The 17254-nt window shown below is 66.5% G+C and carries 17 protein-coding genes; 10 read left to right on the top strand and 7 right to left on the bottom strand.

What is annotated here, in order from left to right; genetic code table 11:
• The first annotated feature begins 21 nt into the window (after positions 1-21).
• A complete protein-coding gene (locus tag RCO27_RS17555) occupies positions 22-468 on the top strand; it encodes a hypothetical protein (protein ID WP_309004013.1) in 447 nt (148 codons plus the stop codon).
• A gap of 8 nt (positions 469-476) precedes the next feature.
• On the opposite strand, the gene RCO27_RS17550 is transcribed toward RCO27_RS17555, so the two are convergent.
• Entirely contained in the window at positions 477-1373 is an 897-nt protein-coding gene (locus RCO27_RS17550) for a S1/P1 nuclease (RefSeq protein WP_309004012.1), read from the bottom strand.
• Between the two features lie 32 nt (positions 1374-1405).
• The gene (locus tag RCO27_RS17545) at positions 1406-2584 is read right to left on the bottom strand and encodes an acyltransferase family protein (protein WP_309004011.1); all 1179 of its coding nucleotides are present in this window, start codon (positions 2582-2584) and stop codon (positions 1406-1408) included.
• A 97-nt stretch (positions 2585-2681) separates the two neighbouring features.
• Here RCO27_RS17545 and RCO27_RS17540 point away from each other — a divergent pair, with 97 nt between their 5' ends.
• Positions 2682-3509 (top strand): LytTR family DNA-binding domain-containing protein, encoded by an 828-nt coding sequence (locus tag RCO27_RS17540; protein WP_309004010.1) that lies wholly within the window; start codon positions 2682-2684, stop codon positions 3507-3509.
• A 3-nt stretch (positions 3510-3512) separates the two neighbouring features.
• On the opposite strand, the gene RCO27_RS17535 is transcribed toward RCO27_RS17540, so the two are convergent.
• Positions 3513-4451: an isoaspartyl peptidase/L-asparaginase gene (locus RCO27_RS17535; protein WP_309004009.1), complete on the bottom strand. Its 939-nt coding sequence runs from the start codon at positions 4449-4451 to the stop codon at positions 3513-3515.
• Between the two features lie 167 nt (positions 4452-4618).
• Here RCO27_RS17535 and RCO27_RS17530 point away from each other — a divergent pair, with 167 nt between their 5' ends.
• The 4 genes from RCO27_RS17530 to RCO27_RS17515 all read left to right on the top strand — a co-directional run bounded on the left by RCO27_RS17530 (position 4619) and on the right by RCO27_RS17515 (position 9029).
• Positions 4619-5575, top strand: a complete 957-nt coding sequence (locus tag RCO27_RS17530; RefSeq protein WP_309004008.1) for an SPFH domain-containing protein — start codon at positions 4619-4621, stop codon at positions 5573-5575.
• A gap of 8 nt (positions 5576-5583) precedes the next feature.
• Complete coding sequence (locus tag RCO27_RS17525; protein WP_309004007.1) at positions 5584-5784, top strand: toxin-antitoxin system HicB family antitoxin; 201 nt, start codon at positions 5584-5586, stop codon at positions 5782-5784.
• 102 nt (positions 5785-5886) lie between these two features.
• Entirely contained in the window at positions 5887-7023 is a 1137-nt protein-coding gene (locus RCO27_RS17520; protein ID WP_309004006.1) for a P1 family peptidase, read from the top strand.
• A 203-nt stretch (positions 7024-7226) separates the two neighbouring features.
• Positions 7227-9029, top strand: coding sequence for a VWA domain-containing protein (locus tag RCO27_RS17515; protein ID WP_309004005.1), 1803 nt, complete (start codon positions 7227-7229; stop codon positions 9027-9029).
• Here the strand turns inward: RCO27_RS17515 and RCO27_RS17510 are convergent, their stop codons facing one another.
• On the bottom strand, positions 9030-9311 hold the full coding sequence (locus RCO27_RS17510; RefSeq protein WP_309004004.1) for a hypothetical protein: 282 nt from the start codon (positions 9309-9311) through the stop codon (positions 9030-9032). It lies immediately after the preceding gene.
• A 93-nt stretch (positions 9312-9404) separates the two neighbouring features.
• Between RCO27_RS17510 and RCO27_RS17505 the strand changes: the two genes are divergently transcribed.
• From RCO27_RS17505 to RCO27_RS17495, 3 genes are all read left to right on the top strand, one after another.
• Positions 9405-9752 (top strand): AbrB/MazE/SpoVT family DNA-binding domain-containing protein, encoded by a 348-nt coding sequence (locus tag RCO27_RS17505; protein ID WP_309004003.1) that lies wholly within the window; start codon positions 9405-9407, stop codon positions 9750-9752.
• On the top strand, positions 9746-10081 hold the full coding sequence (mazF, locus tag RCO27_RS17500; protein ID WP_309004002.1) for an endoribonuclease MazF: 336 nt from the start codon (positions 9746-9748) through the stop codon (positions 10079-10081). The genes RCO27_RS17505 and mazF overlap by 7 nt, the downstream gene beginning before the upstream one ends.
• Before the next feature lie 88 nt (positions 10082-10169).
• Positions 10170-11624: an ATP-binding protein gene (locus RCO27_RS17495; protein ID WP_309004001.1), complete on the top strand. Its 1455-nt coding sequence runs from the start codon at positions 10170-10172 to the stop codon at positions 11622-11624.
• A gap of 10 nt (positions 11625-11634) precedes the next feature.
• Here RCO27_RS17495 and gyrB read toward each other — a convergent pair whose 3' ends face one another.
• A complete protein-coding gene (gyrB, locus tag RCO27_RS17490; RefSeq protein ID WP_309004000.1) occupies positions 11635-14130 on the bottom strand; it encodes a DNA topoisomerase (ATP-hydrolyzing) subunit B in 2496 nt (831 codons plus the stop codon).
• A gap of 51 nt (positions 14131-14181) precedes the next feature.
• A complete protein-coding gene (gene recF / locus RCO27_RS17485) occupies positions 14182-15243 on the bottom strand; it encodes a DNA replication/repair protein RecF (protein WP_309003999.1) in 1062 nt (353 codons plus the stop codon).
• An 80-nt stretch (positions 15244-15323) separates the two neighbouring features.
• On the opposite strand from recF, the gene RCO27_RS17480 reads away from it, so the two are divergent.
• Positions 15324-16505, top strand: a complete 1182-nt coding sequence (locus RCO27_RS17480; RefSeq protein ID WP_309003998.1) for a phosphatidylserine/phosphatidylglycerophosphate/cardiolipin synthase family protein — start codon at positions 15324-15326, stop codon at positions 16503-16505.
• A gap of 7 nt (positions 16506-16512) precedes the next feature.
• On the opposite strand, the gene RCO27_RS17475 is transcribed toward RCO27_RS17480, so the two are convergent.
• On the bottom strand, positions 16513-17130 hold the full coding sequence (locus tag RCO27_RS17475) for a methyltransferase domain-containing protein (protein ID WP_309003997.1): 618 nt from the start codon (positions 17128-17130) through the stop codon (positions 16513-16515).
• Positions 17131-17254: the final 124 nt, after the last annotated feature.

Below are 17254 nucleotides of genomic sequence, written 5' to 3'. Positions count from 1 at the left end.
GATCGGACAAGGGAGAGTCGCATGCGCGCAGCATTGATGATCACCGGTATCGGTCTGTTGGCGCTGGCGGCTTGCAACAGCGGAGCACCGGAGACCGGCAACGCGGCAGCTTCATCGGCGGCAAATGCGGCCGAGCCGGTCAACGCCGTCGCCGCGTCCGATGGATCGGCCGTGCTCGACATCGTGCCGGCCTATCCCAATGCCGAGCAGGTCCAGTCCGGCGGCGCGGCCGGCGGGCGGGGCGGGTTCATGGCCTTCCGCACCGCCGACCCGCCGGTCGAGGTCGCCGATTTCTATGCGCGCGCCGCCGAGCAGGCCGGCTTCACCATCGAGGACCGCACCAATCTGAACCGAATGACGGTCGGCATGACCGCCCGGCGCGGCGCCAGCGACATGATCACCGTCAGCGCCACCCGGGTCGGCAACGTGACCCAGGTCCAGCTCATGGCCTCGGCCGCCGGCCGATAGCGCAGCGTTCAGCGGCGACGGCGCGCCGCGGCATGCCGCCATGGTGAATCGGGCGCGAACGCCTCGTCCAGCATGCGGGCGAGGCGCAGGCCGCCGCGGGCCACCTGCCGGCGCACGACCGGGATCAGGCTGCGCGTGATTGCTTCGGTGATCATCGGGCGCTCCGCGGCCTCCGGCCCGCACGGGTCCGGATTGACCGTGCGATAGGCGGTGTCGCGGGCGATCTCCCAATTCTCCCGTGCCCAGTCGTCGATGCTGCCGCCCTTCATCGCCGCCTTGTCGGCGTCGCTCAGCTCCGAAAGAATGCCGTCGGCACTGCCGGGCGGGGTGGTGATCGCGCGTTCCGCGACATAGCCGTCCCAGGCGAGGTGGAGGTTGGTGCGCCCCGCGATGATCCCGTAGCTCACCGCCACCCGGTTGCCACCGAGATCGCCATGGTCGCCGGCGTGCATCGGCTGGTGGAGGTCGCCGACGAAATGGACGAGGAAGGCCAGCGCCATCAGCCGTTCGCGCGCCGGCACCGATCGATCGGCGAGCAGGCGTGCGTTGCGTTCGATCTGGACGGAGACGCAATTGCCGTCGCGGCAGGCGGAGTCCGGATCGAACGGCCGGCAGATGTCGACATTCTGGTAGTGCCAGGATGCGCTGTAGCTGAACCGCTCGCCGAGCGACTTGATGCAGTCCGGCCAGACGCTCACCTCCTCGATCGTCCGCGCCGGGCAGGTCGGCGTGTCGAGCAGCCGGGACTGGCGCATCAGCCGGCCAAGCTCGGCCCGGGTCTCGGGCCGGATGTTCAGCCACGCGATCCGCGCCACGACCTGGTGGCCATAGTCCCAATAGGCGGCGGCGGGGGAGGTGAGCGAGAAGGCGACGAGCAGCGGAAGCAGGTACCGGAGGATGCGCATGCCGGCGCCATACGCATCCTCGGTGACGGCCGCTACAGCGATTGTGCCTGCGGCGCGGCCGGTACCGGGGCGGCCCGCTTGCAGGGCTTGAGGCCGATCAGCGGGCGCAGCCAGCCGATCTCGCGCCCGGCCAGGTAGAAGGCCCAGCAGGACGCGACCGTGGCAACGAGCAGGATGGCGAACTGCAGGCCCGGCGCATAGCCGCGGCCGATCAGCCACCAACCGAGCAGCACGATCGTCGTCTGGTGGATGATGTAGAAGGGAAAGACCGCCTCGGTCAGCATCGGGCGCGCCGGGAGGTCGCGATCGAGATAGCGGTCGGCCAGCCCGATCAACGCCACGATCGCGCCCCAGCCCTGGAACATGCGTGCGACTTCATAGACACCGTATCCCCAGCCGGCCGGGACGAGGCTCCAGCCCAGCTCGACCGCGACGGAGGCGGCATAGCCCGCGATCGCGAGCAGGCCGATCGGCCGCCAGTGCGTCCGGATCGCCGCCCAGAGGCGTTCGCTGCCCATCAGCAGATAGCCGAACAGAAACATCGGGAAGAAGAGGACATGCGCCGCCCAGTCGCCGATCAGCGCATGCGTCATATCCGTACCCGGAAGCAGGATGAACTCCTGGAAGGCGAGCAGCAGGATCGGCACGATGAGTATCAGCCAGCCGGACAGCGCGCGCCCGAATCCCGCGGCGATGGCGGCGCGGACACGTTCCGGAATGATCCAGAGCATCGCCCCGAGCAGGAGCGAATAGACCCAGAGATAGACGACGAACCAGAGGTGGTTCCAGGTCGGGAGCGCGATCCCGCCGAGCGCAGCGTCGAACCGGAAATAGTCGTGCAGCCAGAAATGCGCGAAGCCGTGCGTGTAGCCATGCTTGAACATCAGCTCGACCCACGGCTGGGCCGGGATGATGATCACCATTCCGGCGACGAGCGGAATGAGCAGCCGTGCCGTGCGCGATGTCACGAACTCCCCCGGTCCGCGCATGCGCGAGAACAGGGCGTGGCTGGCGAAGCCGGAGACGACGAACAGCAGCCCGAGCCGCCACGGATTGACGGCCATCATCGGAACCTGCGTCCAGTCCAGCGGCGCGGCGATCTTCACGTGCCAGCCCCAAGGCACGAAATACATGCCGATATGATAGAGGATCAGCAGCCCGAACGCACCGATCCTGAGCCAGTCCATTCCGTAATGCCGTTGCGTCGTCATGTTCGCACCCCTCACTTGCTGTTGCGGTTGCGGATCAGGCGGCTAAACCGGACGCATCGGGCAGCGCGAGCGGCAAGGGACGGGAAGCGGCGGCGGCGTGACGGACGAGAATCGGCCTGGGACGAGCGGCGAGGGGGCTGGGACGAGCGGAATCGCGCCGGCCACACTCGGCTGGCTGGTGCTGGTCCTGTTCCTCACCGTGAACGTGATGGCGAACGCGACATCGACGATCGCCGAGCACGGCGATCGGGGATTCCACCGATGGGAAGCCTGGAGTTGGGAGATTTCGAGCGCGATCGTCTGGTGCGGGCTCGCACCTCTGATCTGGCGGGCGGTTTCCTGGGCGCGGCAACGCCGGCTCAGCTGGCCCCTGGTGGCGATCGGTGTCGCCGCCATCACCGCTCCGGTCTCCGCGATTCACGTCGCGGGAATGGTGGCCCTGCGCAAGCTCATCTACTGGGCCGCCGGCCACACCTACGTGTTCGCAAACGACATCTGGGGCGCATTGCTCTACGAATATCGCAAGGACGTCGCGACGACGGTCGGCTTCGTGCTGGTCTTCGCCCTGATCCAGTGGCTCGTGCCGCGGCGCGCTGCGTCGACGCGGCCGGACGAACGGCCGATGCTTGCGGTTCGGGATGGCGCCGTTCTTCATCAGGTGCCGATCGACGAGATCGACCACGTCACCTCGGCAGCCAATTATGTCGAGATACGCTGGCGGGGCTGGACGCTCCTTCACCGGGCGACCCTCGCCGGCGTCGAAGCCGCGCTTGCCGGTCACGGCTTCGTGCGCATCCATCGCACCCGGCTCGTCCGGCGGGGTGCCATCCGCCGGATCGCGGGCAATCAGAGCGGGGACTATGAGGTCGTGCTGGAGAGCGGCGAAGCGCTCAAGGGCAGCCGGCGCTATCCGCTGGCGATCTGAGCCTTAATCGTCGCCGTAGAGCGCGACCGAACGGCCATCCGGCGAAGCCTCGCCGCGATACATGCCGGGCGTGTTGAAGCTCCAGATGCCCTCGCCGCGCGGCGTGACGACGATCACGCCACCGCTGCCGCCCAGCGCCTTGACGTCAGCCATCACCGCATCCGCAACCGCCCTGGCGTCGCCGCCCAGCAGCCGCAGCCGGGCGCAAATCTCGTGGGCGACGCCCGCGCGGATGAAATACTCCCCGGCCCCGGTCGCCGAGACCGCGCAGGCGCGGTTGTCGGCGTAGGTGCCCGCACCGATGAGCGGCGAATCGCCGATCCGTCCCCAACGCTTGCCGGTGAGGCCGCCGGTCGAGGTCGCGGCGGCGAGATTGCCCGCCGTGTCGAGCGCGACTGCGCCGACCGTGCCATATTTGAGGTGCAGGGCGGAATGCTCCGATTCCGGCCGGGCGCGCAGCTCGTCGAGCTGGCGACGGCGCTCTGCGGTCTCGAAATAATCGGGCGGCACCTGCGGCAGGCCCTGCCGGACCGAGAAGAGGTCGGCGCCTTCGCGGCTCAGGAAGACGTGCGGGCTCTCCTCCATCACCGCGCGGGCGAGACGGACCGGATTGCGCGTCGCGGTGACGCCGGAGACCGCGCCGGCGTTGCGGTCGCGACCGTCCATGACCGCGGCGTCCATCTCGATCGCGCCCTCCCAGGTGAAGACCGAGCCGTGGCCGGCGTTGAAATGCGGATCGTCCTCGAGCGCAGAGACCGCCGCCTCGACCGCATCGAGCGCAGCGCCCCCGCCCGCGAGGACCGCCGTGCCTGTCTCCAACGCATGGTTGAGGGCCGTGCGGATCGCCCGATCTTCTCCGGCACTCACCCGATCGCGTTCGATCATGCCGGCGCCGCCATGGATGACGAGGCGCCAGGCCGGGCGGGAATCGGATGCCGACATCGGTAAGCTCCTAAGACGGTGAGGCGACAGGCCCTCGGATTGCGCCGCGCTGGCCTCTAGCAGAAGCGGCGCCCGCCACAAATCGCCCCAGGGCGCTTTCCGGCAGATTCCGCTTGCGCAACGATCGATGATTTAATTATGATATCATATATTCACCCTGGGAGGACATGATGAGCACAGTGGAACAGGCCGGCCCCGTCGCCCTCAGCCGTTCGCGCGAACGGCCGGCCATGACGAGCAACGGCTATGTGATGCTGCTGGCCGGGCTCGTTGCGATCGCCGCCATCGTCTTCGGCCTGATCGAGCTGATCGCAACGGGCGGCGAGCAGATCGACCTCGCCGGCGAAGCCGTGTCCGGCGGCAATATCGGCCTCGGGATCACGTTCGTCGTGGCTGGCGCGATCGCGTTCGGGCTCATCTGCCCCGGCTTCTACCTGCTGCAGCCCAACCAGGCGGCCGCGATCCTGCTGTTCGGCGCATATCGGGGTACCGACCGGAATCCGGGCCTCCGCTGGGTGCTGCCCTGGCTCACCCGCCAGAAGATCTCGACCCGTATCCACAACCTGACGTCGGACCGGCTGAAGGTGAACGACCAGCGCGGCAATCCGATCGAGATCGCCGCCAACGTGGTCTGGCGTGTCACCGACACCGCGCAGGCGCTCTACGATGTCGACAATTATCTCGAGTTCGTCGAGATCCAGATCGAGAGCGCGGTGCGGGCGATCGCCGGCAAATATCCCTATGACGACATCGAGCACAAGGAGGTGACGCTGCGCGGCGATGCCGAGGCGGTGGCCGAGGATCTGGAGCGCGAGCTGCAGGAGCGCGTCGGCCGCGCCGGCATCACCGTCGACGAAGCCCGCCTCACCCATCTCGCCTATGCCGCCGAGATCGCCCAGGCGATGCTGCGCCGCCAGCAGGCCGAGGCCGTGATCGCGGCGCGGCAGAAGCTCGTCACCGGCGCCGTATCGATGGTCGAGACCGCGCTCCAGATGCTGTCCGAGAAACAGGTCGTCGAGCTCGACGACGAGCGCAAGGCGGCGATGGTCTCGAACCTCATGGTGGTGCTCTGCGGCGAGCGCGACACCCAGCCGGTAGTGAACGCGGGCTCGCTCTACCAGTAGGATCGGGCGTGGCGCCGAAGAAGGCCTTTCCACTGCGCATCGAGCCGGCGCTCTGGGACGCGCTGGAACGCTGCGCCGCGGCCGAGTTCCGCAGCGTCAATGCGGAGATCGAGGTGCTGCTGCGCGAGGCGCTCGCCCGGCGCGGCGTCAAGGTCGCCCCGCCCGAAGCCCGTCCGCGCGGGCGGCCGAGGAAAGAGGAGGAGAAATGATGTTCATGAGGTTCTACGGCGATGGCCGCCTGCCGCTGCTGATCGCGATGCTCGCAATCGTGCTGTTGGTCGGGCTATGCCTGCTCAGTCTGGGATGAGGACATGCGGATCGACAGGCGGATCTTTGCAGCCATTGCAGCCGGAGCGGTGGCGTTGAGCCCGGCGGCGCCGGAACGGCCGCGCGCGCGGGAGGCGGGGATCGAGATCGGCATCCTGCCGACCGGCCCGCTCAATGCGATCACCGACGTGGCGGGCGTGCGCGTGGGACATGTCACGCTGGACGAAGGGACGGCGATCCGTACCGGCGTGACCGCGATCCTGCCGCATGGCGGCAACCTCTATCAGGACAAGGTGCCAGCCGGGTTCGCGGTCGGGAACGGCTTCGGCAAGTTCGCGGGATCGACCCAGATCGTCGAGCTGGGCGAGATCGAGACGCCGATCCTGCTCACCAACACTTTGTCCGTGCCCGAGGCGATGGCGGGCGCGATCGAATGGACGCTGGCGCAGCCGGGCAATGAGGAGGCGCGCTCGGTCAATGCCGTCGTCGGCGAGACCAATGACGGTTCTCTGAACGACATCCGTGCCCGGCGGGTGACGCCCGCCCATGCCCGCGCGGCAATCGAAGCGGCGCGCGCAGGGCCAGTGGCGGAAGGATCGGTCGGCGCCGGGACCGGCACGGTCGCGTTCGACTGGAAGGGCGGCATCGGGACGGCCTCGCGGCGGCTGCCGGCCAGCCTCGGCGGCTGGACGGTCGGCGTGCTGGTGCAGAGCAATTATGGCGGCGCGCTCACCGTTGCCGGTGTGCCGGTGGGGCAGGCGCTCGGGCAATATTATCTGCAGCGCGAACTCGACGACGCCTCGGCCGACGGATCGGTGATCATCGTGATCGCGACCGACGCGCCGCTCTCCGATCGCAATCTGGAGCGGCTGGCGCGGCGCGCCTTTCTCGGCATCGCGCGGACGGGATCGCCGATCACCAACGGATCGGGCGACTATGCGGTTGCCTTCTCCACCAACGAAGCGGTGCGCCGCACCGCCGCGCGGCGGTCGGCAACATCCCCGATCGCCGAATTGCCGAACGACAGCCTGTCGCCGCTGTTCCAGGCGGCGGTCGAGGCGACCGAGGAGGCGGTGGTCAATTCGCTGTTCGCGGCGGAGGGGGTGACCGGCCATCGCGGGCGGATCGAGGCGCTGCCGGTCGATCGGGTGGTGGAGCTTTATCGCCGCAGCCGGGATTAAAGGCGTTCAGATCCGATCCGTCGTCATTGCGAGGAGCGCAGCGACGAAGCAATCCAGCCTGCCCTGACGCTGAACTGGATTGCTTCGCTTCGCTCGCAATGACGAGGAGACGCGAAGCCGCGACCAGCCGTTCCGAAACGGGGTTCAGTCGCGGTTCATCCCGACTCATGTGATTCTGTCACATCACTGTCGGGGAGGTGACGATGCGTGCTTTCGTCCTGGCCACCATGTCCGCCTTGTTGATCAGCGGACTTCCTCCAACTCCCGTCGAGCCGCTGCCCGCCCAGCCGATGGACCGTCGCGGCGATCGCGGCGGGGAAAATCCCGACACGATCTGCGCGCCGTTTCTCAACGGCTCGTTCCGCGACGAATATGAGGGCCGCCAGCTCACCCGGACCCCTCGTCTGGGCGGGGTTCGGCCCCAGTCGAACTACGCCCCGCCGCCCACCATCATGCCGTCGGCGCCTCCGCCGCCGCCGCCTGTCTCCGGCACGATGGCAGAGGACCAGATCGCGGTGACGGGCGGTCGCATCGCCCGGCCGTCACCCGAGTCACGCTATCGGCCGCTGCCGCCTCAGCCCGAGAATCGGGAACGCTATGATGGCGAGGAGGTTGCCGCGGTGCAGGCCGTCGCCGATGCGCCGGTCTCGACCTTCTCGGTCGACGTCGATACGGGCTCCTACGCCAATGTCCGGCGGATGCTGAACCAGGGCCAGCTGCCGCCGCAGGCGGCGGTGCGCACCGAGGAAATGCTGAACTATTTCCGCTACGACTATCCGCGGCCGGCCGACCGGTCGCGACCGTTCAGCGTCAATGCCGACATGACGCTGACCCCGTGGAATCCGGACACGCGGCTGCTGCGCGTCGGTCTGCGCGGCTACGACCTGCCGAGGAACGAGCGGCCGCCGGCCAATCTTGTCTTCCTGGTCGACGTGTCCGGATCGATGGATTCGATCGACAAGTTGCCGCTGGTCCGCTGCTCGCTCGCCTTGCTCGCCAACCGGATGCAACGGCAGGACCGGGTGTCGATCGTCGTCTATGCCGGCGCGGCGGGGCTCGTCCTCTCGCCGACCTCCAGCCGGCAGGTGGTGATGGAGGCGCTGGCGCGGCTGAAGGCGGGCGGATCGACCGCGGGGGCCGAAGGCATCCAGCTCGCCTACCAGACCGCGCGGCGGGGCAGGATCGACGGCGGCATCAACCGCGTCGTGCTGGCGACCGACGGCGACTTCAATGTCGGCATCTCGAACAACGAGGCGCTGATCGACATGGTCGAGCGCGAACGCGAGAGCGGGATCACGCTGACTACATTGGGCTTCGGCACGGGCAATTTCAACGAAGCGATGATGGAGCAGATCGCCGATCACGGGAACGGCAACTATGCCTATATCGATTCCCCGCGCGAGGCGCAGAAGGTGCTCGACGACGAGCTCGCCTCGACCCTCTTCACCATCGCCCACGACGTGAAGATCCAGGTCGAGTTCAACCCGGCCTATGTCCGCGAATACCGCCTGATCGGCTACGAGAACCGGGCGCTGCGCGAGGAGGATTTCGACAACGACACGGTCGATGCGGGCGAGATCGGCGCAGGCCATCAGGTGACGGCGATCTACGAGATCGTGCCGTTCGGCGCCTATGGCTGGCTGCCCGACCGTCGCTACCAAGCGAACCAGCGGCGCGAGCCGCCGGGCGACCCGACCGGCGAGATGGCGTTCCTGCGCCTCAGGTATAAACTGCCGGGCGAGGACCAGTCGCGGCTCATCGAGCAGCCGGTGCGCGCCGGCCTGATCCGCACCGCGCAGCAGCCGACCGGCGACAGCGCCTTCGCGGCGGCGGTGGCGGCCTATGGGCAGTTGCTGCGCGGCGACACCAATATGGGCCGCTTCACCTTCGCCGACGCGCGCGCGCTGGCGGAGGAAGGTGCGGGGCGTAACTGGTGGCGGCAGGAGTTCGTCGACCTCACGCGGCTGGCGGAACGGCAGCGGCTCGCAGGCGGCGGGAGCAAGTAATCAGGCGAGCCGGGCGGGCGTCCAACGCGCCCGGCGCCGCGCCGCCTTCTCCGCCGGGCTCTCGCCGTCATAGTCGACCGGGGCGGCGGTGAGGTCCAGCCGCGGATCGTCGAATGCGTTGAGATTGAGCGTGGCGTAGGTAGCGCGTTCGATCTCGGCGACGGCGCCCACATAGGCGCCGCAACGGCCGCACAAAATGTAGTCGGTCGTTTTCGAAGCGAAGCGATAGCGGTTCGCCTTCGGGCCGAGGATCAGCATGGCCAGGCCCTCCGGGTCGGTCACAGTCCGCGCACCATGTTTACGGCAGAAGCTGCATTGGCATGCACGTGGCACGAGCGGCCTGTTCGTGTCGAAAGAGACGCGAAGCGCGCCGCAATGGCATTGACCGATATGCTTCATGAATTGCCGTCTAGCGCGTGCAGGCACCGGTTGAAACGATGCGTGCCATCGAGTATCTACAGTGTAGATACGGAGATCGCCATGAACATGTATGTGCGCAAATGGGGTAACAGTGCGGCTGTGCGTATTCCGGCTGCCACGCTCGACGCTGCCGGGCTGAAGCCAGATGATCCGATCGAGGTGCGCGAGGAAAATGGCCGGATCGTGATCGAGAAGGCCAAGCCGCAGGCGACGACATTGGAATGGCTGCTCGAAGGCATCACCCCCGAGAACCGGCATGAGGAAATCGATTTCGGCCCCGCTGTCGGGAATGAGGCGTGGTAGCCGGCAAGTGGACGCCGGACGCCGGCGATATCGTCTGGCTGCAGTTCAACCCCCAGGCCGGACACGAACAGGCCGGCCATCGCCCCGCAGTGGTGCTCTCGCCCGCCGCCTATAACGGCAAGACCGGCCTGATGCTCTGCGTGCCGCTGACGACGCGCGTGAAGGGCTATCCGTTCGAGGTGGCGGTGAAGGGAAGCCGCGGCGGCGTCGCCTTGGCCGACCAAGTGAAGTGCCTCGATTGGCGAGTACGCAAGGCGACCAAAAAGGGCAAGGCTAGCGCGGTGGAGTTGGAGGAGATCAGAGCGAAGCTGCGGGTGTTAGTCGGCTGAATCGAACCAAATCTCGACGCGCTAGTAATTTCCGAACTCAGCATCTCAGTTTGATGTAATGTCGGCCGGCATATTGGGGGACGACAAAATGACCGGAACAAGGCTATTCGACCTCAACATCGAAAGGATATTGGAGGCTTGGACAAACGCACACGCGGTTCGGGAGCTTATCGCCAACGCGCTTGATGAGCAGACACTCAGCCGTAGCGCCGAAATCGACATTCTTAGACGCAGCGATGGGGCATGGGTGATCCAGGATCATGGCCGGGGGTTGCGCTACGAGCACTTCACTCAGAACGAGAGTGCCGAGAAGCTTGAAAATGTCGGTAAGGTTATCGGAAAATTCGGAGTTGGACTTAAGGATGCGCTGGCCACGCTTCATCGTAATGGCGTGCGCGTTGAGATCGAGTCGGCCCACGGCTCCATCACCGTTGTCGAAAAGGCAAAGCACGGATTTGACGATGTGGTTACCCTTCATGCCGAAGTAGGGCCGAGTGCCAGACCAGACTATGTGGGCACCAAAATTACATTGGCTGGATTGCGCGATAGCGAGATGGACGAGGCGAAGCGCTTCTTCCTGAAATTTTCGGGAGAAATGGTGCTCGAGGAAACGAGCGTTGGTCAGATTCTAGGGCGCAAGGACGGACAGAGTGCGCGAGTTTATGTGGCGGGACTCTTGATCGCCGAGGAGGAAGCGTTCGCCTTCTCCTACAATATCACCTCGCTCAACGTCGCGATGAGAAAAGCCCTCAATAGGGAGAGAACGAATGTGGGTCGCACGGCCTACACTGAGCGCGTCAAACATATGCTTCTCCAAGCAAAAGGCGCAGCCGTCGCCGCGACCCTCGCCGACGAACTCGTGAAAGTCCAAGCGGGAACTGGGGCCGACGAGGTACAATGGAAAGAAGTGGCTGTTCACGCTTGTAAAATCCTGAATGCGAGCGGACGCTATCTGTTTGTCACAGCCTTTCAGTTAGTCACGAACGTTGATGCGATCGACAAGGCCCGGGACGACGGTCTCGCTATCGTAACGATTCCGGACAACATTCACGCTGACGTCGCCGGCGGAATCGACGCTCTGGGCGCGCCGATCCGCGACCTCGGGGCATATCAGGCCGAATGGAACGACAGCTTCGTATTTGACTTCGTCGACACCGCGGCGCTGACGAAGGATGAGCGGCGGGTGTTCGAGATGCGCGATTCTATTGCGCAGATTGCGGGAGGGTTTCCTCGTCACGTTAAGGGTGTTCGCATTAGCCGCACGATGCGGGCCGACTTCGTGACGGGCACTGATTCGGTAGGATTGTGGGATCCAGAATCAAGTTGCATCGTGATCCGCAGGGATCAACTTATCGACCTCAGGAATTTCGCGGGGACATTGCTCCATGAAATCGTTCATGCAGCGACAGGTTTTGTTGATGTCAGTCGCGATTTCGAGAATGCTCTTACCGACGTAATGGGAGCCGCCGCGGCACAAGCATGCACGAATGCGCCGACGCCGAATGAAAATTCGATTGTCGACTGGCTTTTTCGTCGAACTTAGTCGCAACGCATCACACGTCCAAATTGGCGACGTTCAGCGCATTTTCCTGGATGAAGTCGCGGCGGGGCTCGACGACGTCGCCCATCAGGCGGGTGAATATCTCGTCGGCGACGTCGGCCTGGGCGACCTCGACCTTGAGCATCGCCCGGTTGGCCGGATCGAGCGTGGTCTCCCAGAGCTGTTCGGCGTTCATCTCGCCGAGGCCCTTGTAGCGCTGGACGCTGAGGCCCTTGCGGCCGGCGGCGAGGATCGCCTCCAGCAGCTCGGTCGGGCGGGTGACCAGCGCGCCGCGCGGATCGGGCGCCTGGGTCTTCGCCGGGCCGCCCTCATTCTCCTCCGCCTCTTCGGCGGCCTCGGTCTGGACCGACGAGGATTTGAGCGAGACCAGGCGCGAGACGCCGGCATAGGTCGCGGCCTCCGGCACCGCGAGGCCGTGCAGCTTGCGCGCCTCGGCCGAGACCAGGAACTTGTGGTCGATGACGTGATGATCGGTCACGCCGCGCCACAGGCGGCGCAGGATATAGTCGCCGTCCGCGCCGACCTCGGCGGTCCACTGGCCTTCCTCGTCGATCGCGTTCAGCCAGTCCTGGGTCAGGCCCAATGCCGCCGCGCGACCGGTGGCCCGCAGCTCGGGATCGAGCGCGCCGGTGAGCGCCAGCGCCTCGATCAGGCCCGGATCGTAGCGGCGCGGCACATAGGTCATGAGCGACCGGACGCGGCGGGCATGTTCGGCGAGCGCCTTCAGATCCTCGCCGGAGCGCGGCCCCTGCGCAGTTTCGAGCGCGCTCAGCGAGACGCCGGCGTCGATCAGGTAATCGTCGAGCGCGGCATTGTCCTTGAGATAGACCTCCGAGCGGCCCTTCGCGACTTTGTAGAGAGGCGGCTGGGCGATGTAGAGATGACCGCGCTCGATGATCTCGGGCATCTGCCGGTAGAAGAAGGTGAGCAGCAGCGTGCGGATGTGCGCGCCGTCCACGTCGGCGTCGGTCATGATGACGATCTTGTGGTAGCGCAACTTCTCGATGTTGAACTCGTCGCGGCCGATGCTGGTGCCGATCGCCTGGATCAGGGTGCCGACCTCCTTCGAGGACAGCATCCGGTCGAAGCGCGCACGCTCGACGTTGAGGATCTTGCCCTTGAGCGGCAGGATCGCCTGATAGTGGCGGTCGCGGCCCTGCTTGGCGGAGCCGCCGGCCGAATCGCCCTCGACCAGGAACAGCTCGGACTTGGCCGGGTCCTTCTCCTGGCAGTCGGCGAGCTTGCCGGGCAATGAGGCTATGCCCATCACGCTCTTGCGGCTCGCCTCGCGCGCCTTGCGGGCGGCCTCGCGGGCGGCGGCGGCGTCGATGATCTTCTGGATGATCGAGCGCGCGTGGCCGGGATTTTCCTCCAGCCATTCGGCCAGCTTGTCGGCCATCAGGCTTTCGAGCGGCTGGCGCACCTCGGAGCTGACCAGCTTGTCCTTGGTCTGGCTGCTGAACTTGGGGTCGGGCAGCTTGACCGAGACGATCGCGGTCAGGCCCTCGCGCATGTCGTCGCCGGTCAGCGTCACCTTCTCGCGCTTCATCAGGCCGGATTTCTCGGCATAATTGTTGAGCGTGCGGGTCAGCGCCGCGCGGAAGGCGGCCATATGGGTGCCGCCGTCGCGCTGCGGGATGTTGTTGGTGAAGGCGAGGACCTGCTCGTAATAGGAGTCGTTCCACTCCAGCGCGACATCGATGCCGATATCGTCGCGCTGGCCGGAGACCGAGATCGGCTCCGGAAAGAGCGGCGTCTTGGCGCGGTCGAGATATTTGACGAAGGCGCCGATGCCGCCCTCGTAATAAAGCTCATGCTCCGCCCGCTCCTCGTGGCGGGCATCGGCGAGAACGACGCGAACACCTGAATTCAGGAAAGCGAGCTCGCGATAGCGGTGCTCCAGCTTCTCGAAATCGAATTCGGTGATCTTGAAGGTGGCGGGGCTGGGCAGAAAGGTGACGCGCGTCCCCTTCTTTTCGCCTGCCGGGCCGACGACCTTCAGGGGCGCCACGGCGTCGCCATGGGCGAAGCGCATGTAATGCTCCTCGCCGTCGCGCCAGATGGTGAGATCGAGCCATTCGGAAAGGGCATTGACGACGGACACGCCGACGCCGTGCAGGCCGCCGGAGACCTTGTAGGCATTGTCGTCCGACGTGTTCTCGAACTTACCGCCGGCGTGGAGCTGGGTCATGATGACTTCGGCCGCCGACACGCCTTCCTCGGGATGGATGCCGGTCGGGATGCCGCGGCCATTGTCCTCGACGCTGACCGAGCCGTCGGGATTGAGCGTGATCAGGATGCGGTCGCAATGGCCGGCCAGCGCCTCGTCGATCGCATTGTCGGAGACCTCGAACACCATGTGGTGGAGGCCCGAACCGTCGTCGGTGTCGCCGATATACATGCCGGGCCGTTTGCGGACCGCGTCGAGGCCTTTCAGCACCTTGATGGACTCGGCGCCGTAGCTGCTTTCATTGGGTGAGGATGACATAGCGAGGATATAGGGATTCGCAGGGGGAAACCCAAGGAAAAACGGCGCGATTCAGCGCCGTTCGACGCGCCCGTCCGAAACCTCGAACCAACTCGGGCTGCCGCCGGTTTCGGCAAAGAGCGCGCACTCCGTTCCGGTCATCCAGACCTGGCCGCCGGCTGCGCCCAGCCGCTTGAACAGGGCGCGGCGGCGCAGCGGGTCGAGATGGGCCGCCACTTCGTCGAGCAGCAGGATCGGGCGGCGGCCCGACCGTTCCGCAACGAGATCGGCATGGGCGAGGACGAGGCCGATCAGGAGCGCCTTCTGCTCGCCCGTCGAGCAGAGCGCGGCGGGCTGGTCCTTGCCCAGATGGGTCACGACAAGATCTGTCCGGTGCGGACCCGCCAAAGTACGGCCAGCGCCGGCATCGCGTGTGCGCGCCATGACAAGCGCGGCGGCGAGGTCGTCGGCCTCTCCGCCTTCGAGCGCGAGGCCGGCGCGGGCGAACGGGCCTTCCGGCGCGGCGGCGAGACGGTCGCCGAGCGCGTCGACGGTCGCGGCACGGGCCTCGGCGAGCGCCCCACCATGTTCGGCCATGCGCGCTTCGAGTGCGGTCAACCAGTCGGCATCGGGCCGCTCCTCGGCGAGCAGCTTGTTGCGCGCCCGCATCGCCGCCTCGTAGCGGGCGGCATGGGTCGCATGGTCCGGGCGCAGCGCGAGGACGAGGCGGTCGAGGAAGCGGCGGCGGCCCGAGGCGCCTTCCGTGAACAGCCGGTCCATCGCCGGAGTAAGCCACAGGATCGACAGCCATTCGGACAGCGCGTTCGCCGAGGCCGGGGCACCGTTGATCCGCACCTGCCGTCGATCCGGCGCCGCGGCGAGGATGCCGGTGCCGATGTCGATCTCACCAAATCGGCCGGCCACGGCGAAGCCGCCGGGGCCGCCCTTGCGCGCCATGTCGGAGAGGCTCGCGCCTCTGAGGCCGCGGCCGGGCGAGAGGAGCGACACCGCCTCCAGCAGGTTCGTCTTCCCCGCGCCGTTCTCGCCGGTCAGGACGACGAGGCCCGGGCCGGGCGACAGCGACGCGTCCGCATAGGAGCGGAAGTCGGTCAGGCTGAGGCGGTCGACGTGCACGGCTCCGCTCTAGCGCAAGTGGTCGCGCCTTCAACCGGAACGCTTCCCCCCGTCATTTCCACCGGCTAGCATTTCCCGGGATGGAGGATGCGCTGACAGAAGAGCCGGTGCGGATCGCGCCGATCGAGGTGGCCGGCAATCGCCTCACCCTGCTTCCCGACGGGCCGGAGCGGCTGGAGGCCTTGATCGGCCTGATCGACGGAGCGCGGGAATCGCTGCGAATCCTCTATTATATCTGGGAGAATGACGCCGTCGGCCGCCGCGTCCGCGATGCCCTGATCGCGGCGGCGCGGCGCGGCGTCGAGGTGTTGCTGCTGGTCGATGGCTTCGGCGCCGCCAACGCTCCGGACGGATTCTTCCGCGAGCTGACCGAGGCCGGCGCACGATCCTGCCGATTCGTGCCGCGCTTCGGCCGGCGCTATCTGCTGCGCAATCACCAGAAGCTCGCCGTCGCGGATGGCCGGCGGGTGATCGTCGGCGGATTCAACATCGGCGCCGATTATTTCGGCACGGTCGCCGAGGGCGCCTGGCGCGATCTCGGGCTGCTGGTCGAGGGCGACAGCGTCGCCCGCCCCGTCGCCTATTTCGACGATCTGTTCAAATGGGCGCTGAAGCCCGAAGGCTCGATGCGGCAGCTCAGGCGCGTTTTGCAGAAGCACAGCAAGATCGACGGCAGGCTCCACTGGCTGTTCGGCGGACCGACGCGGCGACTGAGCCCCTGGGCCAAGGCGGTGCGCAAGGACATGCGGTCCGCGAAACGGCTCGACATCATTGCCGCCTATTTCGCGCCGGGGCCGGTGCTGCTGCGGCGCTCGGGGAATGTCGCGCGGCGCGGCGCGGTGCGGCTGGTGACCGCCGCCAAGTCGGACAACAACGCGACGATTGCGGCCGCGCGCTACACCTACTGGACCCTGCTCAAGCGCGGCGTGCGCATCTTCGAATATCAGCCGACCAAGCTGCACACGAAATTGTTCGTGATCGACAACGTCGTCCATATCGGTTCGGCCAATTTCGACATGCGCAGCCTGTTCCTCAATCTGGAGATGATGCTGCGGATCGAGGACGATGCGTTCGCGGCGACAATGCGCCTCTATGTCGACGGCGAGGTCGCTGATTCCCGGGAGATCACGCGCGAAGGCCACAAGGCGCAGCGCACCTTCCTCAACCGGCTGCGCTGGGCGATCGGCTATTTCCTCGTGGCGATCGCCGACTACCGGATCACCCGGCGGCTCAACTTCGCCGGGGAGGCGGAGCCGACCTGAGCTTGCCTCAATCCTTCCAGGCCCAGAAGATCGTGCAGGGCGGCACGTTGACCCATTCGATGCCGCGGTCGATCCGGTCGAAATGGGGCTCCAGGAAATCGCGGACCTTTGGCGTGAACTGGTAGACGAGGAAGGCACCGCCCGGACGCAGCGCCTCATAGGTCTGCTCGGCAATGGCGGGACCGACACCGGGCGGCAGGGTCGAGAAGGGCAGGCCGGAGAGGACATAGTCGGCATGCTCGAAACCGCAATCGGCGATGATCTGCCTGACGTCCGCCGCCGAGCCATTGATCGCGAACAGGCGGTTGTCGGTGAACTTGCCGCGCAGGTAGCGGATGAAATCCTCGTTGGTGTCGATCGCGACCAGGGTCGCGTCCGGCGCCATGCGCCGCAGGACATGCTCGGTGAAGGTGCCGACGCCCGGGCCATATTCGACGAACAGCTTGCAATTGGCCCAGTCGACCTTGGCGAGCACCTTGTCGATCGTCTGCCGGGACGAGGGAATGATCGAGCCGACCATCACGGGATGCTTGATGAAGCCGCGCAGGAAGTGCCAGAGCGGGCCGCCGCCCGCGCCACGCGCGAACCGGCTTTCTCTACGCGCTTCGTCCCAGGATGCCGACATGCCGATGTCCAAACAGTTGCGGAAAGATGACGCGTTCGCAAATCGCCGGGCGCTTGTCCAGCGGCAAGCGCTGTCCCGTTGGTCCCGTGCGGGCCGGATCGGGACGAAGCGGCAGCCGATGACG

The organism is Sphingosinicella sp. LHD-64 (assembly GCF_031157375.1).
In the GTDB taxonomy this organism is placed as follows: Bacteria; Pseudomonadota; Alphaproteobacteria; order Sphingomonadales; family Sphingomonadaceae; genus Allosphingosinicella.
The sequence above is the reverse complement of the archived record's forward strand: the minus strand, read 5'-3'. Positions and strand labels throughout refer to the sequence as shown.